The 21,165-nt window shown below is 61.8% G+C and carries 23 protein-coding genes; 7 read left to right on the top strand and 16 right to left on the bottom strand.

Annotated features, from left to right (window positions below; all coding sequences use genetic code 11):
- Positions 1-5: 5 nt before the first annotated feature.
- On the top strand, positions 6-827 hold the full coding sequence (locus tag ACEN84_RS19825) for an ATP-binding cassette domain-containing protein (protein ID WP_203428717.1): 822 nt from the start codon (positions 6-8) through the stop codon (positions 825-827).
- Between the two features lie 5 nt (positions 828-832).
- On the opposite strand, the gene ACEN84_RS19820 is transcribed toward ACEN84_RS19825, so the two are convergent.
- The 9 genes from ACEN84_RS19820 to ACEN84_RS19780 form a co-directional block, all read right to left on the bottom strand.
- Complete coding sequence (locus tag ACEN84_RS19820; protein WP_246777478.1) at positions 833-1,324, bottom strand: SRPBCC family protein; 492 nt, start codon at positions 1,322-1,324, stop codon at positions 833-835.
- Positions 1,321-1,656, bottom strand: a complete 336-nt coding sequence (locus ACEN84_RS19815) for an ArsR/SmtB family transcription factor (protein ID WP_130278156.1) — start codon at positions 1,654-1,656, stop codon at positions 1,321-1,323. Before ACEN84_RS19815 ends, ACEN84_RS19820 begins: the two co-directional genes overlap by 4 nt.
- On the bottom strand, positions 1,653-2,345 hold the full coding sequence (locus ACEN84_RS19810) for a glutathione S-transferase family protein (protein WP_413709645.1): 693 nt from the start codon (positions 2,343-2,345) through the stop codon (positions 1,653-1,655). The genes ACEN84_RS19815 and ACEN84_RS19810 overlap by 4 nt, the downstream gene beginning before the upstream one ends.
- Positions 2,346-2,438: 93 nt before the next feature.
- Positions 2,439-4,055 carry a hypothetical protein gene (locus ACEN84_RS19805; protein WP_413709644.1) on the bottom strand — a complete coding sequence of 539 codons (1,617 nt, stop codon included), beginning with the start codon at positions 4,053-4,055 and terminating at the stop codon, positions 2,439-2,441.
- A gap of 90 nt (positions 4,056-4,145) precedes the next feature.
- Positions 4,146-4,958: a methyltransferase domain-containing protein gene (locus ACEN84_RS19800; RefSeq protein ID WP_413709643.1), complete on the bottom strand. Its 813-nt coding sequence runs from the start codon at positions 4,956-4,958 to the stop codon at positions 4,146-4,148.
- Positions 4,959-5,041: 83 nt separating this feature from the next.
- Positions 5,042-5,308, bottom strand: a complete 267-nt coding sequence (locus tag ACEN84_RS19795) for an usg protein (RefSeq protein ID WP_413709642.1) — start codon at positions 5,306-5,308, stop codon at positions 5,042-5,044.
- Positions 5,309-5,469: 161 nt separating this feature from the next.
- A complete protein-coding gene (locus tag ACEN84_RS19790; protein ID WP_413709641.1) occupies positions 5,470-6,300 on the bottom strand; it encodes an ABC transporter permease in 831 nt (276 codons plus the stop codon).
- Entirely contained in the window at positions 6,297-7,100 is an 804-nt protein-coding gene (locus ACEN84_RS19785; protein WP_112716645.1) for an ABC transporter permease, read from the bottom strand. Before ACEN84_RS19785 ends, ACEN84_RS19790 begins: the two co-directional genes overlap by 4 nt.
- Positions 7,101-7,212: 112 nt before the next feature.
- Entirely contained in the window at positions 7,213-7,983 is a 771-nt protein-coding gene (locus ACEN84_RS19780; RefSeq protein WP_130278161.1) for an ABC transporter substrate-binding protein, read from the bottom strand.
- A gap of 317 nt (positions 7,984-8,300) precedes the next feature.
- On the opposite strand from ACEN84_RS19780, the gene ACEN84_RS19775 reads away from it, so the two are divergent.
- Positions 8,301-10,535 carry an OmpA family protein gene (locus ACEN84_RS19775; RefSeq protein ID WP_413709640.1) on the top strand — a complete coding sequence of 745 codons (2,235 nt, stop codon included), beginning with the start codon at positions 8,301-8,303 and terminating at the stop codon, positions 10,533-10,535.
- 50 nt (positions 10,536-10,585) lie between these two features.
- On the opposite strand, the gene mobB is transcribed toward ACEN84_RS19775, so the two are convergent.
- Genes mobB through ACEN84_RS19760 form a run of 3 tightly spaced genes read right to left on the bottom strand, consistent with a single transcriptional unit; the run spans position 10,586 to position 12,653 of the window.
- Entirely contained in the window at positions 10,586-11,107 is a 522-nt protein-coding gene (gene mobB, locus ACEN84_RS19770; RefSeq protein ID WP_413709639.1) for a molybdopterin-guanine dinucleotide biosynthesis protein B, read from the bottom strand.
- Entirely contained in the window at positions 11,104-11,736 is a 633-nt protein-coding gene (mobA, locus tag ACEN84_RS19765) for a molybdenum cofactor guanylyltransferase MobA (protein ID WP_413709638.1), read from the bottom strand. The genes mobB and mobA overlap by 4 nt, the downstream gene beginning before the upstream one ends.
- 8 nt (positions 11,737-11,744) lie before the next feature.
- On the bottom strand, positions 11,745-12,653 hold the full coding sequence (locus ACEN84_RS19760) for a DMT family transporter (protein ID WP_199629501.1): 909 nt from the start codon (positions 12,651-12,653) through the stop codon (positions 11,745-11,747).
- A 248-nt stretch (positions 12,654-12,901) separates the two neighbouring features.
- Here ACEN84_RS19760 and ACEN84_RS19755 point away from each other — a divergent pair, with 248 nt between their 5' ends.
- A complete protein-coding gene (locus tag ACEN84_RS19755) occupies positions 12,902-13,093 on the top strand; it encodes a hypothetical protein (RefSeq protein WP_130278166.1) in 192 nt (63 codons plus the stop codon).
- A 47-nt stretch (positions 13,094-13,140) separates the two neighbouring features.
- Here ACEN84_RS19755 and moaA read toward each other — a convergent pair whose 3' ends face one another.
- Complete coding sequence (moaA, locus tag ACEN84_RS19750) at positions 13,141-14,187, bottom strand: GTP 3',8-cyclase MoaA (protein ID WP_413709637.1); 1,047 nt, start codon at positions 14,185-14,187, stop codon at positions 13,141-13,143.
- 134 nt (positions 14,188-14,321) lie between these two features.
- Here moaA and ACEN84_RS19745 point away from each other — a divergent pair, with 134 nt between their 5' ends.
- Positions 14,322-14,696 carry a gamma-butyrobetaine hydroxylase-like domain-containing protein gene (locus ACEN84_RS19745; RefSeq protein ID WP_413709636.1) on the top strand — a complete coding sequence of 125 codons (375 nt, stop codon included), beginning with the start codon at positions 14,322-14,324 and terminating at the stop codon, positions 14,694-14,696.
- A 26-nt stretch (positions 14,697-14,722) separates the two neighbouring features.
- Positions 14,723-15,913 (top strand): low temperature requirement protein A, encoded by a 1,191-nt coding sequence (locus ACEN84_RS19740; protein ID WP_413709635.1) that lies wholly within the window; start codon positions 14,723-14,725, stop codon positions 15,911-15,913.
- Positions 15,914-15,919: 6 nt separating this feature from the next.
- Here the strand turns inward: ACEN84_RS19740 and ACEN84_RS19735 are convergent, their stop codons facing one another.
- Entirely contained in the window at positions 15,920-16,387 is a 468-nt protein-coding gene (locus tag ACEN84_RS19735; protein WP_130278170.1) for a MarR family transcriptional regulator, read from the bottom strand.
- Between the two features lie 45 nt (positions 16,388-16,432).
- Between ACEN84_RS19735 and ACEN84_RS19730 the strand changes: the two genes are divergently transcribed.
- Both ACEN84_RS19730 and ACEN84_RS19725 read left to right on the top strand, forming a co-directional pair.
- Complete coding sequence (locus tag ACEN84_RS19730) at positions 16,433-17,383, top strand: alpha/beta hydrolase (protein WP_413709634.1); 951 nt, start codon at positions 16,433-16,435, stop codon at positions 17,381-17,383.
- Between the two features lie 49 nt (positions 17,384-17,432).
- Entirely contained in the window at positions 17,433-18,044 is a 612-nt protein-coding gene (locus ACEN84_RS19725; protein WP_413709633.1) for a pyridoxamine 5'-phosphate oxidase family protein, read from the top strand.
- 24 nt (positions 18,045-18,068) lie between these two features.
- On the opposite strand, the gene ACEN84_RS19720 is transcribed toward ACEN84_RS19725, so the two are convergent.
- Both ACEN84_RS19720 and ACEN84_RS19715 read right to left on the bottom strand, forming a co-directional pair.
- Positions 18,069-19,136, bottom strand: coding sequence for a GGDEF domain-containing protein (locus tag ACEN84_RS19720; RefSeq protein WP_130278173.1), 1,068 nt, complete (start codon positions 19,134-19,136; stop codon positions 18,069-18,071).
- 369 nt (positions 19,137-19,505) lie between these two features.
- Positions 19,506-21,113: a fumarate hydratase gene (locus tag ACEN84_RS19715; RefSeq protein ID WP_413709632.1), complete on the bottom strand. Its 1,608-nt coding sequence runs from the start codon at positions 21,111-21,113 to the stop codon at positions 19,506-19,508.
- Positions 21,114-21,165: the final 52 nt, after the last annotated feature.

Raw genomic sequence — 21,165 nt, 5'->3', positions numbered from 1 at the left:
TGGCGATGAGCGTGATCACCCATGAACGTTTCCACGGCTCCATCGAGCCGGATTATGTGGCGCACGGCGAAAAGCCTGCGACACCGCCAGCCGGGGCGGCATCCATCACCCTGACCGGACTGGAGAAGAGCTTTGGCGGCAACCGGGTGCTGCGCGGCATCAATCTGCATATTCCGGCCGGTCAGTTCGTCGCCGTCATCGGCAAGAGCGGCTGCGGCAAGAGCACGCTGCTGCGGGTACTGATGGGCCTCGATCAGCCGAGCGCGGGCAGCATCCGCTTCGAGACCGGGGATAGCGGCGGCGAGCGGCCGAATGCGCGCATCGTCTTTCAGGAGCCGCGGCTTTTGCCCTGGCTCAGCGTGGCGGAGAATGTCGCGGTCGGTCTCGGCGACGGGATCGACAAGCGTCTGGCGCTTGCAGAGGCAGCAGCCGTGCTTTCCGAAGTGCAGCTGGTGGAGAAGGCGAAGGAGTGGCCGTCGCGGCTTTCAGGCGGGCAGCGGCAGCGTGTGGCGCTGGCCCGCGCGCTGGTCAGCAAGCCCGGCGTTCTCGCGCTTGACGAGCCGCTCGGCGCGCTCGATGCGCTGACGCGGATCAGCATGCAGGAACTGATCAACCGCGTCTGGCGCGAGCTCGGTTTCACGACGGTTCTCGTCACCCACGACGTCAGCGAAGCGGTGCATCTGGCGGACCGGGTGATCGTGCTGGAAGAAGGGCGGATCGCGCTTGATCTCGACATTCCCCAGCCGCATCCGCGCCGGCATGGCAATCCGGAACTTGCCGAGCTCGAGGGCCGGCTGCTCGGTGCCATTCTCGGCGCCGGACGCTGAGCGTCTCAGTGGACGCCGCCGGCCTCGCGCTCAAGGAATGCCTCGAAACTGTCGAGGCCAAGCTCGGTGCCTTGGCGGCGCATTCCGTCATCGGGGTAGCCATCGAGGAAGACGACCTGCTCGGTGAAGAGCATGCGGGTGCCTGCCGCTGACGGCTCGAAGGTGACGGTGGCCAGCGACACGGAAATCCTGGTTTCGCCGAGCCGCATCTCGTAGGCGTAGACGATCCTGATGTCCTCGACGACATCGAGATAGTGGGCGTCATAGGCATGCAGCAGGCCGTCGCCATCGGCCGTGTAATTGCGCTCGCTGCCGCCGGCGCGGAAGTCCAGGCGGTATTCCAGCGTCGTCCAGTCGCCGTGGCAGGCAAACCATTTTTGCTTCGAGGCCGGATCGGCCCAGGCGCGGAAGGCGCGCTTCGGGTCGGCCTTAAGCTGCCGCTCGATGGTGAAGGTCGTGTGGACGGCGGAGCCGGGGCTTGCTGGTGTCACGGTCAAGGCTTGGGTTCCTCTTCGGCAAGAAGCAGGTCGAGACGGTCGAAGGCGGAGTTCCAGCCGGCCTTGCGCTCACCGATCCATCGCTCGAGCTCGGCGAGCCGCTCCTGGCGCAGCTGATAGGTGCGCACACGGCCGGCCTTGGCGGATTGCACAAGGCCGCTCGTCTCAAGCACGTTCAGATGTTTCATCACCGTCGGCAGCGCCATCGGGAACGGGGCGGCAAGCTCCATCACCGAGGCGGGACCGAGGCCGAGACGGTCGATCATGCCGCGGCGGCTGCTATCCGACAGCGCGTGGAACATCCGGTCGAGAGAGATGGCATCGATCGTCATTCGGCAGGCATCGCCTTGCGGATCGCCTCAGGCAGCTGGTGCTTGTAGGGATAGAACTTGAAATAGGGCAGTGCTTCCTTCAGCACGCGGGCAAAGGAGGGGCGGTGCACGAGCCGCTCGTAATAGGCCGACAGCTTCGGCCGCTCCGCGCCGAAGGGAACGAGCGTTTCGCTGTAGAACAAGGCGGGGGCTGCGGCGCAATCGGCCATGGTAAAACTGTCGCCGGTGATCCAGAGGGCGTTTGCCAGCTGCCGCTCGATCATGTCGTAGGCCATGGCGAGCGTGGCGCGTGCTTCGCTCTCGCCCTGCGGATCCTTGGCGTCGGCTGCGTGCATCTTGTCGGCAACGATCTTCTGCATCGGCGTCTGGATATAGAGATCGAAGAAGCGGTCCCAGAGGCGCACCTGAAGGGCACGGTCCGCATCGAGTGGCAGCAGATGCGCTTCGCCCGGATAATGCCGGTCCAGATATTCGATGATGATGCTGGTTTCCGGAATGGTGCTGTCACGCGCCTCATCCCGCAGGATAGGCATCTTGCCGACCGGCCAGTAGCGGAACAGCTCGGCCCGCGAACTCTCATCCGAGAGATCGACCAGCCGGTCCTCGAACGGCGTGCCGTTCTCATAAAGCGCGATCAGAACCTTGTGGCAGAAGGAGGCGAGCGGATGTCCGTAAAGCACGAGCGGCATGGGGCATGGCCTTTCAGCTGTTGGAAACTTTGCTGAAAGGCTAAGTATCAGGGTGTGGCAGTTGTGGCAAGGGATAGTTTGCTGAATGGGTAACTATTGGGCTGGCTCTGTTTCTTGTTCCGGTGCCGGAGGTCGAAGGATGAACGAGGTGTCCATGCGCTTCGAGCGGTCTCCGAGGTCATCGGACATTTCCTGCCAGATCCGGCGAAGGCGTCTCACATGGAGGTCATCTGCGATCCAGCCCATCAGATGTTCCATACAGCGCTTGGTTGTTGGAGGATCGGCGGTGATTGTGGCGCAGGCCCAGACGCAATAGGCGTCGACGCCAACGGCTTCAATCTGGGGAGCGGCGTCTGCTTGTGTCTGCTTATTGACCAGCGGCTGGATACCGCTGATTTCGCCAATCTTCCGCATGGTGTTTGTGGCAGCAAAGAGCACACCGGCATAGATCTTGTCGAACTCGTCCGGTCCCTCGCTTACTCGCCATTTGCGCTCGTCGAAGCTCCGGAAATCCAACGATCTTTCCAGATCGAAAACGGTTCTAATGTTCATCTGCTTCAGCAGCAGAAACTTGTCGACACCTAGGATGTTGCAAAGCTGAGCCTGCCCAACCCAATCGATGGTCTGATAGATTCCATAGGGTGATTCGACGTGCAGCATGATGGGATTGTAGGTCGCCAAATTCTGGACATCGTAGATGCCGCATTCTTCGAGGCGAAAGCGCGTCGAATAGTCGATGCCATCGATGATATCCAGCGGCGTCAGGCGCGTAACCGCATTGAAGCGGTCGTCGTCCATCTTGATCCAGGCTATGAGCGACTGCATCTTCAGCGCCAGAAACTTGGTTGCGCTCTGCGGCAAAAGCCCGAGAAGCGGCGCGAGAGCCATCCAGATCCACGGCACATCGCCACACTGACGCACGGTAGAATCACCGCCAGCGATCAGAGCCTCCAAAGCCTTCGATGGGTCTTCGAATGCCTCGTAGAGGAAGATCACGATGATGACGGAAGCAAAGATTTCGACCGTCTGCCAGAGGAAGGTGTAGGCGGAAAGATCGAAGACTGCGAGACTTCGAACGAATTGGCGCGATGCCGCAATGAAGGCGCCGGCAAATGCGAGTGATCCTACAATCTGCAATTGGCCGTTGACGCTGCCTTCTGGACAACAGGCCGCGGCAGCGCCGGCTATGGCGCAGACCCGCGCGCCCGACGCCGCCAGTATCTCGAAGCCGTTTGCGATGACACGGAAGAGATTAAGGAAGCCAAAATAGCATAGCGCGGCAAAACCGGCAGAGGCGGCGAGGAGCCTGTAGTCGCCGAGATTCCCGAAAACTCGTGAGGAGCGGATGCGGCGCTCTATCTCCTCGACAAGCTCGACCGAGTTCGAACGAGAGAGTTTGTAGTCGGGTTCGCCAAGGTCGGCGAGGTATTTGGCGGTGACCAGTTCAAGTGATGGATTGCTTGCGGGTTCGAGCCCTGGCGCGGATGTGGACGAACGTTTGTCTCGCGTGGTCGGATAGGAAAGAACGAAGTCGGCTATGAGACGCAGCCTGCGGACTCTTATCTCATTCCGGCAATAGATCAGCAGGACCGGAACGAACAGCGCCTGAAGGAGCGCTGCCCAGCTCATCGGCGCGATCAAGGTGCCTATCGCATCAAAAAGGCCGAGAATGCCGGCCTTCTCCCAGACTGCATATAATTCGGCAAACATGGGCGCTCCCCCTTGCGAGGAAGCTTTCACCCTTTCATGCGCGACGTCCACCAACGACATAAACGCATAAGTTGTTATTGGCTTTGACGACTACCCCGCCAGCTTCGCAATCACCAGATGCCCGGGGCTCGGTTCGCCTTCCTGCATGCGCACGTTGATGCCGGTCATTTCCACGAGCTCGAAGCCGGTCGCGGTCAGGCGTTCGCGGATGTAGCTTTCTGCGTGGAGGAAACGCTGGTGGGGGCCGACGGCGTAGGGGCGGGTGTCGGCTTGCGGCAGGGTTTCGGAGGAGAAGATGAACAGGCCGCCGGGCGCCAGGTTTTCGGCGGCGCCGAAGAACAGCGGCTCGAGGGCGCCGAGATAGGGCAGGACGTCGGTGGCGGTGATCAGGTCGAAGGCATCCTCGTCGTTGTCATCGAGAAAGTCCTCGACTTCGGCGACGAACAGCGTCTCGTAAACGTCCTTCTCATGGGCGATCTCGACCATGTTCTCGGAGATGTCGATGCCGGTCATGTCTTCGCAGAGATCGCGCAGCGTGCCGCCGGTGAGGCCGGTGCCGCAGCCGAGGTCGAGCATGCGCTTGAACGGGCCGAGCTTCAGCTCCTGCAGGCGCTGGCGCACCATCATCGGTACGTGGTAGCCGAGCTGCTCGACGAGCACGTCCTCGAAGACCTCTGCATGCTGATCGAAGAGGGTTTCGACATAGGCGTCGGGGGCGCGCACTGGCGTCTCGCCGCGGCCCATCGAGGCGATGCGGACGGCGGCGCCGCCGTGATCCTCGGGGTCGATCGCCAGCACTTCCTCATAGGCCTTCACGGCCGCGTCGACGTCGCCAGACTTTTCCAGCGCAAGCGCGCGGTTATAGGCCTCGGCCAATGCCTCTTCGTCGATCTTCTTTGCCATGCCCGTCCACCTTTTTCGTTGTCACGCAAGCCTCTAAGGCGGTGAGGCCGCTTTGGCAATGGCGGGCGTTGCCGGCCGGCCTTTCAGTGAATGACGAATTCGCCGCGCAGCGCGCGCCATTCCGTTGCCGAGATCAGCTTGCGGTGGATGTAGCGGACGGAGTGCAGCGGGCCGTCGAGCTTTTCCTGCCAGAATTTCAGGAAGCCGCGCATTTCGGGGAAATCGGGAGCGAGGTCGTATTCCTGCCAGATGTAGGTCTGCAGGATCGCGGGATGATCCGGCATGCGATAGAGGATCTGCGCCGTCGTCAGTCCATAGCCCTGCAGCTGCTTTTCCAGGTCCTTGTTCATGTGCATCTCGCTTTCGTTCCCACTGCCGCTTATTAGCGGCAGATAAAATGGAAACACGGCGCGGTTAACCGAAGCTTGACATGCAGCGGGCAAAAGAACCATTCATTTTTGTTTGATTTCAATAGTTTGGCAGCATCCCACAGGGAGTGCTGCCAAACCGGTCAGCGCTGCAGGTGGCGCGTCAGACGGCGCTCGATCCAGTTCCAGAAATGGCGGAGCGCTTCAACCATCGTCAGGTAGAAGATCGCAGCCCAGAGATAGGTCTGGTAATCGAAAGTGCGCGAGAAGGCGTATCGGGTTTCGCCCATCAGGTCGAAGACGGTGATGATGGCGACGACGGCCGAGCCCTTGATCAGCAGGATGATCTCGTTGCCGTAGGGACGCAGCGCCACGATCAGCGCCTGCGGCAGGATGATCTTGCGGAAGGCGACGGTCTTGGAAACGCCGAGCGAGTCCGCGGCCTCATGCTGGCCCTTCGGCACACTCTCGATGGCGCCGCGCAGGATTTCGGCCTGGTAGGCGGCGGTGTTGATGGTCATCGAGAACAGGCCGCAATACCAGGCGTCGCGGAAGAACCACCAGAGGCCGACGGATTCCAGCTGCGGGCGGAAGCCGCCGAGGCCGTAATAGACGAGGAAGAGCTGCGCCAGAAGCGGCGTGCCGCGGAAGACGTAGACGTAGCAATAGGCAAAGCCGCTGAGGAACCTGTTCGTCGACATTCTGGCGAATGCCAGCGGCAGGGACAGGACGGCGCCGCAGATGACCGAAATCGTCACCAGTATGATCGTCGTCATCAGGCCGTGCAGATAGCGCGGTCCGTAACGGGTGAACTTTTCGGGATCCCAGCCGGCGACGACCATGTAGATCAGCGTTGCGGCAAGAGCGAGCCAGATCAGGACGAGGATCGAGCCGGTGACGCGCGCCACCGAGAGGGGCTTGGCGATATGCTTCGGCGCCGGCTGCGGCGGGATAAGGGTTTCTGCAACGCTCACCGGCGGACCTCCGAGCGCTTGGCCCAGCGTTCGATATAGCTGAGGCCGTAGGAAGAGATGACTGCGAGCACCAGATAGATGATGCAGGCGAGTAGATAGAAGAAGAAGGCCTGCTTGGTGACGCGTACGGCGACGGCGGTCTGGCGCAGGATGTCGGCGAGGCCGATGATCGAGACGTAGGACGTATCCTTCAGGAGGATCATCCAGAGATTGGTGAGGCCGGGCAGGGCGATGCGCACCAGCTGCGGCAGGATGATGAGGCGGAGCGTGCGGCCGCGGTGAAAGCCGAGCGCGTCTCCGGCCTCGTACTGGCCCTTCGGAATGGCGCGAAATGCCGAGAGCAGCACTTCCGAACAATAGGCGGAGAAGACGACGGCAAGGGCGATCATGCCGGCCACGAAGGCGTTGATCTCGATCCGCTCGTCATAGCCGAAGGAGGCGAGCGCCGACTGGATGAGGATCTGCATGCCGTAATAGATGATGAACAGCGTCAGAAGCTCGGGCAGGCCGCGGAAGATCGTGGTGTAGATGCCGGCGGCGAGCCGCACCGACTTTTCTTCGGATTGCTGGCCGAGCGCCACGAGGAAGCCGATGATCAGGCCGACCGGCAAGGTCAGCAGCGCGACGGCGACGGTGGTTTTCAGGCCGACGGCGATTTCATCGCCCCAGCCGGTATCGCCGCAGGCGAGGATAGTCGACTGGCCGAACCAGGTGAAAAGACCGGCAGGTCCGCATAGCGGATCGAAAACATACCCTATCCAGGCCCAGAGCGAGCCCAGCGCGGAAAATAATCCGCCCATCCAACTTTCCCCTCACGGCTTATGCCGTTTTGATCTTTAGCATGTTGTCAGACAAAAATGGCGGAAGAGCAAGCCTTCCGCCATCATCTTTACAGGTCAGTTACAGTTTTTCTCAATCGCCGTAAACGTTGAAATCGAAGTACTTGTCCTGAATTTCCTTGTACTTGCCGTTGGCGCGGATCGCAGCGATCGCGGTGTTCAGCTTGTCCTTCAGCGGGTCGCCCTGGCGGACGGCGATACCGGCGCCAACGCCGTTGATTTCCTTGTCGACCGGCAGGGTCGTGAGGATCTTGCAGCAAGCGCCGGCGTCCGACTTGACCCACTGTGAGAGAACGACGACGTCATCGATAACGGCGTCGATACGGCCGTTCGAAACGTCGAGCTTGTACTCGTCGGCAGTCGGGTAGAGCTTCAGCTCGGTGTCGGCAAGGTGCTTTTCAGCATAGTTGGCGTGGGTGGTCGACGTCTGGGCGCCGATCGTCTTGCCCTTCAGGCCGGCGACGTCGGTGATCGTCGAGTCCTTCGGCACGGCGATTGCCGGCGGGGTGTTGTAGTACTTGTTGGTGAAGTCGACGAGCTTCGAGCGCTCCGGCGTGATCGACATGGACGAAACGATCATGTCGAACTTCTTGGCCTGGAGAGCCGGAATGATGCCATCCCAGTCGTTGCTGACGAAGGAGCATTCAGCCTTCATCTCGGCGCAGAGTGCCTTGGCGATGTCGATGTCGAAGCCCTTGATTTCGCCGCTGGCATCGACGAATTCGAAGGGCGGGTAGGTCGAGTCGGTGCCGATCACATACTTTTCGCCATCGGCCATTGCCGAACCGGCGAAGAGGGACAGCGCTGCAAGCGAAGCTGCGGCGAGGAGGTTGGAGATACGCATGAGGATCCTCTCTGTTGGTGACCGCTGCGTCTTTTTCTTATTCGGCAGCGGCCATAATGCGGCGGGCATCAGCACCGCCTTGGCGCGATAATCAAACCTTTTTTTTGCAAATTGCAACTGGAATCGCGCGCCATTGTTGCGTCGCAAACTATGACCAAGATGAACGAAGGCGGACCGGGACGTTCATAGCGGGTTAATCCAGGCGTTTCTAAAAAATGCATGGAACAAATCCGGGCCTCGGAAATTTCGGTCCCGACCCAACATGCGGGGTGTCAAAACTGAACACCCCCAATAGCCAATAGGAACGAGGAAACCCAATGGGCATGAAATCGAGATTGTTTGCCAGCGCTGCTTTTCCGCTGCTGTCGCTGACACTGGCCGTTACGCCGGTGCATGCGTCGGCACTCGGAGGAACGAGCGCGGCATCGTCGCCCCAGGTGGTCAGCGGTTCGTATGAGGTCGCGCAGGATGCACCGTCGGATGAAGAGATCCTGAAGAAGCGCCACAAGCAGCCGCAGGCCGAAGAGCAACAGCAGCAGGAAGCGCAGCCGCAGGCGGAGCAGCAGCAGGAACAGCCGCGCCGCAAGCAGCGCGAGGCGCAGCCGCAGGCAGAAGAGCCTGCTCCGCAGGCCGAGCAGGCTCAGCCTTCCGAAGAACAGCAGCCGCGCCGCAAGAAGCGTGAGGCAGCCCCCGAGCCGGAGCAGGCCGCTCCGCAGGTGGAGCAGGCACAGCCGGCCGAAAACCAGGAACAGCCGCGCCGCAAGAAGCGCGAAGCCGCCCCTGAGCCGCAACAGCAGGAGCAGCAGCAGGCAGCCCCGCAGGCCGAACCTGCCGAGCAGCCGGCCGAAAAGCCTCGCCGCAAGCGCGACCAGCAGCCTACCCAGCAGGAGGCTGCGCCGGCGCAGAACGAGGCCCAGCCGCAGGGTGAGCAGGCCGCTCCTCAGGTGGAGCAGGCCAAGCCCCAGACCGAAGAGGCACAGCCCGAGCAGCAGCGTCCGCGCAAGGGCGACAAAAAGCAGCAGCAGGCAACCGAAGGCGAACAGCAGCAGGAACCTGCCGCCAAGCCCGGCCGGAAGAATGCCCAGCAGCAGGGTGAGCAGCCCGCCGAAGGCAAGACGCCGGTTCCGTCGGAATCGCCGGCTCCCGATCAGGCGCCTGTCCCGGCCGAATCTCCGGCACCCGCAAAGCCGCCGGTTCCGGCAGAACCCGATCAGGCACAGAAGCCTGCACCTGATGGCCAGCAGCAGCAGGGCGAGCAACAGCTCAAGCCCGGCCTGCAGCCTGGCGCCAACACTGCCGAGCAGCCTGCAGCCAACGGTCAGCAGCCTGTCGTCGAGCAGGCGATCCCGGCACCTGAGAAGGTAACGCCGCAGGAGCTGGAGCGCCGCAAGCAGATCGCCGCCGATCCGAGCAAGAGCACGGAAACCGTCGTCCTGCCGGTCGAAAACGGCGCGGCCGTGCTCGACAGCGACAAGGATGCCGACCGCTCCGGTGGCCGCGATGGCCGGCGCCAGCGCGACCGCCAGCGTGCGGCCGAGACGCAGCAGGAGATCTTCGTGCCGAAATCGGATGCCGATGCGCAGCGCGCAGCCGGTGGCGAAGCACGTCCGCCGGTCAAGATCGAAGCCGTCACGGCCGAGGAAGGCCGCCGGCTCGACCGCCGTCCGCAGTTCCAGCGTCCTGACGGTGCGCAGGTCGAAGGACGTGTTGGCGATGACAACCGCGTTCTGCTGCAGATCAACAACAATATCGTGGTGCGCAGCGACGACGACCGCCGCTTCATCCGCGATGGCGAACGGCCGATCTACGAGCAGCTGCCGCGCGACCGTTACCGCGAAACGATCGACCGCCCGGATGGCTACCGCATCGTGACGATCCGCAACCGCTATGGTGACATCATCCAGCGTTCGCGCGTCGACAGCCGCGGCCGCGAGTATGTGCTCTACTACTCGCCGGAGCTCTACGATAATCCGGACCAGGATTACTTCGAGGATCCGGGTGCCGATCTGCCGCCGATGCGTCTGCAGATCCCGGTTCGCGACTACATCATCGACACCAGCAGCGATCCGGATCGTGACTATTACGACTTCCTGCGCGAGCCGCCGGTCGAGCCTGTCGAGCGCGTCTACTCGCTGAACGAAGTCAAGTATTCGGCCCGTATCCGCGACAAGGTGCGCCGTATCGACCTCGATACGATCACCTTCGCCACCGGCAGTGCCGAAATCCCGATGAGCCAGGCGCGCAGCCTGCGCAAGGTCGCGGATGCCTTGAACGAGGTGCTGCAGAAGGATCCGAGCGAGACCTTCCTGATCGAGGGCCATACGGATGCTGTCGGCTCCGACCAGAGCAATCTGGTTCTCTCGGACCAGCGCGCGGAATCGGTCGCCAACGTGCTCTCCGATGTCTACGGCATCCCGCCGGAAAACATGGCGACGCAGGGCTATGGCGAGCGCTACCTGAAGGTCAACACGGCTGGTCCGAACCAGGAGAACCGCCGCGTTACCATCCGCCGTGTGACGCCGCTCGTGCGTCCGGTCGCCTCCAACAACTGAGGCAGGTAAATCTGAGAACAAGAAAGCCGCCGGGCGACCGGCGGCTTTTTCTATGCCGTGATGGCGGGAAGACCGAGCTTCGCCGCGATGAAATCGGCGATCGCCATCGTGTCGTCGAGATCGAAGACCGGCAGGTTATTCTCTGTCACCGGATGGTCGGCGGCGATGGCGCAGATATGCGGGTCGGTCGGCGCCAGCGGTTCGCGCTTGGCGGCCTCCAGGCGGCGGGCCTCGATCTTCGGGATAGGCTCGCGCTTGTAACCCTCGATCAGGACGAGATCGCAGGGAGCGAGGCGGGAGAGGATGTCCTCGAAGGCAGGTTCGGGTTCGCCGCGCAGTTCGTGCATGATGGCAAAGCGGGTGCCGGAGACGATCGTCACCTCATGGGCGCCGGCCTGCCGGTGGCGGTAGCTGTCGGCGCCGACCTTGTCGATGTCGAAATCGTGGTGCGCGTGCTTGATCGTCGAGATGCGGTAGCCGCGGCGGGTGAATTCCTCGACGAGGCGCACGGCAAGGCCTGTCTTGCCCGAATTCTTCCAGCCGGCAATGCCGAAGACGCGTGGCGTGCTCATGGCGAAAGCGCCCGCAGCCAGCGTTCGGCCTCGATCAGGTCGTCGGGCGTGTTGATGTTGAAGAACGGGTCGAGAAGGGCGGCCCGTGTCGGATGCAGCGGAAACTGAACTTCCGCGACGTCATGCCGTAACAGGAAGTCGCGGACGCGGCGCTTTTCGTCAGTGGCAATCCAGGCTTCGAGGTCTGCAGCGAGCGCCACGGGCCAGAGGCCGAAGACCGGGTGGCTGCGGCCCTCGGACGCGGCGATCGCGATCTTTTCCGGATGGTCGGCGGCGGCGATGAAGTCGGATACCAGCTCCGCCGGGAAGAAGGGACTGTCGATCGAGACCGTCACGACATGGCTGACACCATCGAGCCTGGCTGCATAGGCCATCGCGGCATGGATGCCCGCCATCGGCCCGGCCTTGCCGGGAATGATATCCGGGATGAAGGCGAGGCCGCATTGCGGCTCGCTGCCGGCATTGACGGCGACGGTGGAGACCTGCGGGGAAAGCCTTGCGATCGCGTGGTCGAGAAGCGGGCGGCCGCCGAGCATTGCCGCAGCCTTGTCCGTCCCCATGCGCGAGGAGCGGCCACCGGCCAGGATGACGCCCGGGATTGCGGTATTTGCGAGTGAAAAATCTGCCATTGCTTATCTCAGACGGGGCTTCTCGGCTCGGATTCCTGGGCCAAGGGGGCGACGCGGCGCTTGGCCTCACGATAGAAGGTATAGAGGCCGGAAGCTATGACGATCCCCGCACCCGCCAGCGTCCAGGCGTCGGGGACCTCGGCGAAGAAGATGAAGCCGAGCAGGCCCGAGAAGATCAGGCTCGTATAGCGGAAGGGCGCGACGAAGGAGACTTCGCCGGTGCGCATGGCGGTGATGACGGACTGGTAGCCGATCAGCACGAGGACCGATGCCATCAGCAGGTGCGACAGCGCCGTCAGCGACGGCGTATGCCATCCACCGAGCGCCGGCATCAGCAGGGCGCCGAAGAAGGCGACGGTGATGGCGGTGACGACAGTCACCATCAGCGAGGGGATTTCCGGATCGATCGAGCGGGTGGCGAGGTCACGGCCGGCTGTCGTCAACACGCTGGCGACGCAGAGGAGGGCGGCCGGGGTGAAGCCTTCCGGACCGGGGCGGATGATGATCATCACGCCGATCAGGCCGACGAGGATCGCGGACCAGCGGCGCCAGCCGACCGGCTCACGGAAGAACAGGGCCGCACCGAAGGTGACCACCAGCGGCAGCGACTGCAGGATCGCCGAGGCATTGGCGATCGGCATCATGCCGAGCGCGGTGATGTAGGTGACGGCAGCGAGCATCTCGCAGAGGACGCGCAGGATGATGATCGGCTTCAAGATGATCGTCCAGGAGCGGAGCGCGCCCATCTTGCGGGCAATCAGGTAGATCAGGATGCTGGTGAACAGGCCGCGGATGAACATGATCTCGCCAGCGTTCATATCGCCGATGACGGATTTCGAGAGCGCGTCGCTGGCCGAAAAACCGGCCATGGCCATGCTCATGTAGATTGCGCCCTGGGTATTGCGAGACCGCGGCATGCGAAGAGATTCCCGATAGTTCTGAGGCCCTTGTAGAAGGGAACCGGCGGGAATGAAATCGATTGCAAGCCACAGTCTGCATAAATCGATTGCGCAGCGCACAAATTAGCGGCAGCCATTTCAAACTGTTCGAGAACGAACAGATGGGCGTTGCCGGACGGATCTTTTGAACAAACGCGATCGCGTGGCGTTCACCACAGTAAGGAAGCTGCGCCGTGCGCGGCTGGTGAACCCGAAGGGAAATCCCTATGCCGACAGAAATTCCCAATCCCGCCGAAACGCCCCGCGGCCCGACACCGGCACCTGGTGTTCCCGATCGCGTGCAGGAAAAGCCGCCGCTGACGCCGGCTCAGGACCCTGCAGACAACAAGAACCCCAACGACCCGACACCGCCCGATCCGGCGCTATTGCCGATCGGCGATCCGGCCGGTGCGGCCTGACAGTTGATCTAATCGGAAACGAAAGTTGATCTAATCGGAAACGAAAGTCACCCGCCGGTGACGCTCATATGCCGAGCCACGGCGGGTTTCTTGTGCGTGCGGTCGATGATGAAGTCGTGGCCCTTGGGCTTGCGGGTGATGGCTTCGTCGATTGCCGCATAGAGGAGGCCGTCGTCTTCGGTGGCACGCAAGGCCGAGCGGAGGTCTGCGGCGTCATTCTGGCCGAGGCACATGTAGAGCGTGCCGGTGCAGGTGAGGCGGACGCGGTTGCAGCTCTCGCAGAAATTATGCGTCATCGGGCTGATGAAGCCGAGGCGGCCGCCGGTCTCGGCGACTTCGACATAGCGCGCCGGGCCGCCGGTCTTGTAGCCGATATCCTCAAGCGTGAACTGCTTTTCGAGCGAGGCGCGAAGCTCCGAAAGGGGCAGATACTGATCGGTGCGGTCTTCATCGATCTCGCCCATCGGCATCGTCTCGATGACGGTCAGGTCCATGCCGCGGCCGTGGGCGAAGCGCAGCATGCCGGGAATCTCGTCCTCGTTGAAGCCTTTCAGTGCCACCGCATTCAGCTTGATCTTCAGCCCCGCCTTCTGCGCGGCATCGATGCCTTCCATGACCTTTGAAAGCTCACCCCAGCGCGTCACCTTGCGGAACTTGTCGGGGTCGAGCGTATCGAGCGAGACGTTGATGCGGCGTACGCCGCAGTCATAGAGTTCTTCGGCATGGCGGGCGAGCTGCGAGCCGTTGGTGGTCAGCGTCAGCTCCTCAAGACCGGTGCCAACCTGGCGACCAAGCTCGCGGATCAGGAACATGATGTTCTTGCGCACCAGCGGCTCGCCACCGGTCAGGCGGATCTTGCGCACGCCCTTGGCAATGAAGGCGGAACAGAGCCGGTTCAGCTCTTCCAGCGTCAACAGGTCCTTCTTCGGCAGAAAGGTCATGTTTTCGGCCATGCAATAAGTGCAGCGGAAATCGCAGCGATCGGTCACGGAGACGCGCAGATAGGAGACGGCCCGTCCGAACGGGTCGATCATCGGGCTTGCATCCGCCACGAGCGGTGCAGCGCTTCCTATCGTACCGACATTGCTGTTCACGAATACCTCCGCAGTCATGCTAATGTGGTCATATGTGACTGTGCCGTCAAGGTAAACGGCACAGATGCACGGCAAATTGAGCTTGCCAGAAAATGCGGCTTTGCCTACTCAACAAAGGCGAACGGAGAGCATCAATGAGCGACATCTGGCCCACCGAACTCAGGGTTTCCAAAGACCGGCAGCGGCTTGCCGTGACTTTTAACGACGGTCAGAGCTTCGATCTATCTGCAGAAATGCTGCGCGTGCTCTCGCCTTCAGCAGAAGTGCAGGGGCATGGGCCGGGGCAGAAGGTTACCGTGCCAGGCAAGCGCAACGTCGCGATCATCTCGATGACGCCGACCGGAAACTATGCCGTGCGCATCGGTTTCGACGATATGCATGATACCGGCATCTTCACCTGGACCTATCTGCGGGAACTCGGCGAGCGGGGGGGCGAGCTGTTTGCCGATTACGAAAAGGAACTGGCCGAGAAGGGCATGAGCAGGGACGTCTCGGCGCAGCCGCGCTGATTGAACAACAGCCATAGGGGGCATTGATGGCAGGGACGACGGTGAGAAACTGGCTGCGGGCAAAAGGCAGCCCGGGCAGCAGCAAGGTGACCTTCCTCGAGCTGTTCTTCGACCTTGTCTTCGTCTTCTCGATCTCGCAGCTTTCCCATGCGCTCGCCGCTCACTATTCGCTGCTCGGCGCGGCGGAAGCGGCGCTGATGACCTTTGCCGTCTGGTGGGTGTGGATATTTACCGCCTGGGTGACCAACTGGCTCGATCCTGAAAAGATGCCGGTTCGCGCCATGCTGATCGTGCTGATGCTGCTCGGCCTGGTCCTGTCGTCCTCGATCCCCGAAGCCTTCGGCGACAAGGGGCTGCTGTTTGCCGGCGCTTACGTTCTGATGCAGGTAGGCCGGTCGGTCTTCACCGCCTATGCCGTCCGCCATTCGAGCCATTCGAACTATCTCAACTTCACCCGCATCAGCATATGGCTCGCCGTAGCCGGTGTGTTGTGGATCGCCGGTGGTCTGCTGGAGCATGAGGCGCGGCTGATTGCCTGGGTGATTGCGCTGGCGATCGAATATGCCGGTCCGGCCTCGGGCTTCTTCGTGCCGGGGCTCGGTAAGTCGTCGACCGCCGACTGGGACGTCTCGGGCGCCCATATGGCCGAGCGTTGTGCGCTGTTCATCATCATCTGCCTCGGGGAGGCGGTGCTGGTGTCCGGCCGGACCTTCTCGGAAATGCCGTTCTCGCCGATGACCGGGCTGGTGCTCGTCACCAGCTTCGCGTCGACGGTGGCGATGTGGTGGCTCTATTTCCGCTTCGGCCATGAGCGCGCCGCTCACCGCATCGAGCACGAGGCGAAGCCGGGCAGTATGGCGCGGCAGGCCTTCACTTACGCGCATATCCCGATCCTGGCCGGTATCATCGTCGATGCCGTTGCCGTCGAGTTCATCTTCTCGCATCCGCATGAGGTCGGCGATCTCGGCATTGCCGCTGTCATCCTCGGCGGATCCGGCCTGTTCCTGGCGGGCAATCTCTGGTTCAAGGGCGCCACGAGCGGCAAGGCACCGCTCTCGCATCTCGCAGGCATCGTGCTTCTGATCCTGCTGACCTTCCTGGTGCCGGCTGTGGAGATCTATGTCTTGGGTATCCTGGCGGCGCTGGTTCTCGTCATCGTCGCGGCCTGGGAATACCGGTCGCTCGGTTCGGCGGCACCGGCACCGACGCTGCATTAGCGCCGGTCAGTCCTCGTCCTTCAGGTCATTCTGCAGGAGCGCGATGATGCGCTCCATCGAATCGGCCATCGCCATGCATTGCTCCAGCGGCTCGTCCGTCAGCATGCGGTCGATGAGGCCGGTCTGGATCACCATGGCCTTTTCGGTCAGCACGCGGCCCTCGGCGGTCAGATAGAGCCGCAGCACGCGCTTGTCGCGCTCGTCGCCGCGGCGTTCGATCAGCCCGCGCTTTTCCATCTGCGGCAGCAGCATGCTCATGTTGGAGCGGCCGACCAGCAGCTTGCGGGCCAGATCCTGCTGCGTCAGGCCTTCGAAGCGGTAGAGATTGATCAGGATATCGAGATGCGGCGTCTTGATGTCGAGCTCCGCAAGCGAGCGGCCGAGCGATTGCTGCATCAGCTGACAGGCGCGGGCAACGGCGATCCAGCTGCGAAAACGCGGATGATCCCAGGGTAGGGATTGATTTTTGTTCATCGTTGTACTTTATTGTTCAGTGTTGAACATTATCGGATTCCCACTATGGCAAAGTTTGCGCTTGGCGTCACCCGCCTCGGATTTACCGCGCTGCAGGCAATTTCACCCCGTCTTGCAGGCGAGGTGGCATTCCGCCTTTTCTGCAGGACGCCGCCTCAGCGCCCGCAGGGTGCCAAGGCGAAGGCGGCGCATGCGGCGGGTATGGACTGGCTGAAGAATGCCGAACGGATCGAACTGCCGCTTGCGAGCGGCAGGCGTGCGGCGGCCTTCCGGATCAATGGCGGCGCTCTCGGCAAGCGCAAGCGTTACCTCGTGACCCATGGCTGGGGATCCGGCATGGCCTACATGACCGATCTGATTGCGCATCTCGCGAAGGATGGGGCCGAGGTCATCGGCCTCGACTTCCCGGGACACGGTCTCTCCGGCGGACGATTCCTGCATATGGGGCTCGCCGTCGAGGCGATCGCGGCTGCGCAGGAGCGCTTTGGCGCTTTCGACGCGGCGGTCGGCCATTCCTTCGGCGGCGCGGCACTGATGGTCTCGGCGACCGGCATCCTGCCGCATATGCGGCCGATCGAGGTGGAGAAGATCGTCACGATCGGTTCGCCGAGCGAAATGGCGTGGCTCTTCACCGATTTCGGCAGGATGATCGGGCTCGGCAAGGCGGCTCAGGCGGCACTGGAAGGCAAGGTCGGCAGGATCACCGGGCGGCAGCTTGCGGATTTCGATGTCGCGAAACCGGCGGGACGGTTGAGAGCGCAGGTGCTGACGATCCATGCGGAAGATGACAAGGAAGTTGGAGCGCATCATGCACGGCGCTATCAGGCGGCCGGGGACGCGGTCCGGGTCTTCTGGGCCAACGGTTTCGGCCACCGGCGCATCATCGGCGCCAAGCCGGTGCTTGACGAGATCGAGGCTTTCCTCGGCGATCGACAGGGCGAGGGCGCCGAGATTGTTTCCTTTGTCGAGCTTCCTGTCCGGCGCGCGTCATTGTAGCGTCATCTTAGGTGGCTAATTGCCGTCCGGTAGAGATGGCGGGACGATCATGAAAATCATCAGCACGGCGGAAGAGCTCAGCGAAATCTACGCCGGTGGCCTGTCGCAGGCTTCCGTCGCGAAGGTGACCAAGGCGCTGACGCCGCTTTATCGCCAGATGATCGAGGCCTCGCCGTTCATGGCGCTCGCCACCGTCGGCCCCGAAGGGCTCGATTGCTCTCCGCGCGGTGACATCGGCGGCGTTGTCCGGATCATTGACGACAAGACGATCCATCTGCCCGACTGGCGCGGCAACAACCGCGTCGATTCCCTCTTGAATATCGTGCGCGATCCGCGGCTGGCGCTGATGTTCCTGGTGCCGGGATCGAATACGACGATGCGGATCAACGGGCATGGCGTGGTGTCCAACGACGAGAGCCTGCTTTCGAGCTTCGAGATGGACGGCAAGCATCCGCGCACCGTCGTCGTCATCACCATCGATGAGGTCTATTTCCAGTGTGCGCGGGCGCTGATGCGCTCGCAGCTGTGGAACCCGGAGAATTTCATCGATCCGGCCAGCCTGCCGACACCCGGCATGATGCTGAAGGTGGCGACGGAAGATTTCGACCACGAGACATACGACCGCGAATGGGCGGGACGTGCGGCGAAGACGATGTGGTGATGAGCGTCACCAGATGGTGACGCGTCAGGCCTTGTAGATCAGCCAGCTCTTGGTGAAGTCCTTCTGCATGCCATCCTCGTAGACGACGCTGCAGTTGCGGCCGGCATGCTTGGCGCCGTAGAGGGCGATGTCGGTCTTATAATAGAGCTCGCCGGCATCCTCGGCGTGAGACGCCATGCAGACGCCCATCGACACCGTGACCGGGCCATAATTGACCCGCGTGCGGGAGTTCTTGAAGGGGGTTGCTTCCAGCGTCCGGCGGATGCGCTCGGACATGGCGACGACCTCTTCCTGGGTATTTCCGTCGATGATCAGCGCGAATTCCTCGCCGCCGGTGCGCGCGACGAAGACATCGCGGCGGACATTGGCGCGGATGACCGATGCAACGGTCGCCAGGATCTTATCGCCGACCGGATGGCCGTAGGTGTCGTTGATCTTCTTGAAATTATCGATGTCGGCAAGCACCAGGGCAGTCACCGGCTTCAGCGCTGCATTGTCGAAAACGGCGGCGAGCCGGTCGTCGAAGGCGCGGCGGTTGGAAAGGCGGGTCAGCGAGTCGGTGTTGGCGATGCGCTTGTACTCGTCGAGCTCCTTGCGGACCTGATCCATTTCCTGCGAGCGCTGGGCGACATTTTCGACGGTGCGTTCGCCGTGGGCCATCGTGTCGCCGGTTGCTTGGGTCAAGAGGTTGATGGCGTTTTCGAGGAGGTCGACGCTGGTCGTGTTCTTGGTGTTGATGCGGCGGTAGGTTTCGCCGAGCAGCTTGTTGTAGCTTTCGAGAGAGGTCTGCTCCTGGCGGAGAACCCTCAGCAGGCCCTCGAGTTCGGCGGCGATGCGGGTGTGGACATCATCGAAGACGCGCGCCGGGGAGTGGCAGAAATATTGTGCGCCGAGCTCATCCAGTTCTTCCTGCGTCGCCTGATTGCCGAGTGCTGCGAGGTCGCGGGTGAGGGCGGGATTGGAGCCGATATAGGCTTCGTAGAAGAGTTCGTAATTGCGCGGGATTGGCGCGACGCCCATCGAACGCATGGCAAAAGTGATCTGGCCTGCGACATCCGGGATCTGCGCTTTCTGCGCTGCAGCCGTATTCATCCGGCATACTCCTCAAGGAATTAGAAAAGCAATCTTCTATTGGCTAGCTTAAATTCGTTGGGAAACAATTAAGACGATATATACCAACGATTACATGTGATTATTCTGGTTGTATATTCCGGAAATACTATGGCATTGAAAATGCTAGAAAATCTGAGGAATATTCACACCCATGGGTGTCTTTCGCGTGGCGGCGGTTGAAATTTTCCCGGAAAATCTCTGAAAAAATTTGCATAACCGTGTTCTTATTTCATTGACGGCGGCCATCGAAATGGCCGCGCTTCTGTGAACACGTTTATGCCTAAAGCTTCAGCGATCAGCAGCCATCGGCTTCCGAAGGCGCTTCGGGAGCCGATCATTGGCATTGTCTTAACCCAGATTGAGTTCCTGGAAGAAGTCGTTGCCCTTGTCGTCGATGACGATGAAGGCGGGGAAGTCTTCGACCTCGATCTTCCAGACGGCTTCCATGCCGAGCTCCGGATATTCGAGCACTTCGACCTTCTTGATGCAATCCTGCGCCAGACGGGCGGCCGGGCCGCCGATCGAGCCGAGATAGAAGCCGTTGTGCTTCTTGCAGGCTTCGCGGACGGCGCGCGAGCGGTTGCCCTTGGCGAGCATCACCATCGAGCCGCCGAAGGACTGGAACTGATCGACGTAGGAGTCCATGCGGCCGGCGGTGGTCGGGCCGAAGGAGCCGGAGGCATAGCCTGCCGGGGTCTTTGCCGGGCCGGCGTAATAGACCGGGTGGTTCTTCATGTAGTCCGGCATGCCTTCGCCATTTTCCAGACGCTCACGGATCTTCGAATGCGCGAGGTCGCGGGCGACGATGATCGTGCCGGTCAGCGACAGCCGGGTCTTGACCGGGTGCTTGGAAAGCTCGGCGAGAATATCGGCCATCGGCTGGTTCAGGTCGATGCGGACCATCGATTCCGACAGCTTGGATTCGTCGATCTCAGGCATGTATTTCGACGGATCGGTTTCGAGCTGCTCGACGAAGATGCCGTCGCGGGTGATCTTGCCCTTCGCCTGGCGGTCGGCGGAACAGGAGACGCCGAGGCCGATCGGCAGCGAGGCGCCGTGGCGGGGCAGGCGGATGACGCGGACGTCGTGGCAGAAATACTTGCCGCCGAACTGGGCGCCGACGCCCATCTGCTGCGTCAGCTTGTGGATTTCCTTTTCCATCTCGATGTCGCGGAAGGCATGGCCGCTTTCGGAGCCTTCGGTCGGCAGGTCGTCGAGATAGCGGGTGGAAGCGAGCTTCACCGTCTTGAGATTCATCTCGGCGGAAGTGCCGCCGATGACGATCGCAAGATGATAGGGGGGACAGGCTGCCGTACCGAGCGTGAGGATCTTCTCCTTAAGGAAGTCGATCATCCGATCATGCGTCAGGAGCGACGGCGTGCCCTGGTAAAGGAAGGTCTTGTTGGCCGAGCCGCCGCCCTTGGCGACGAACAGGAAGTCGTAGCTATCTGTGCCTTCCTCGTAGATGTCGATCTGGGCCGGGAGATTGTTCTTGGTGTTCTTTTCCTCGAACATCTTGATCGGCGCCAGCTGCGAATAGCGCAGGTTCTTCTTCTCATAGGCGTCGAGAACACCCCTTGAGAGTGCTGCGGTGTCACCGCCTTCCGTCCAGACGCGGCGGCCCTTCTTGCCCATGATGATCGCGGTGCCGGTATCCTGGCACATCGGCAGGACGCCGCCCGCAGCGATATTGGCGTTCTTCAGGAGGTCATAGGCGACGAAGCGGTCGTTGTCGGTCGCCTCAGGGTCATCGAGGATGGAAGCCAGCTGCTTCAGGTGGCCCGGGCGCAGCAAATGGTTGATATCGGCAAAGGCGGTCTCTGCCAGCAGCCGGATGCCCTCCGGCTCGACCGTCAGGATGTCCTGACCCTTGAAGCTGTCGACAGAGACATGGTCGCTGCTGATCTTGCGGTATTGCGTGGTGTCTTTGCCGAGCGGAAAGAGATCGTTAGCCATCGGAGACCTTTCAAATGGGCTAGTTTGGAAGCGATCTAAATCCGGGCGCGGG

Source organism: Rhizobium sp. Rhizsp82 (assembly GCF_047325115.1).
Lineage (GTDB): Bacteria > Pseudomonadota > Alphaproteobacteria > Rhizobiales > Rhizobiaceae > Rhizobium.
This window is presented reverse-complemented; position numbering and strand designations above follow the sequence as displayed.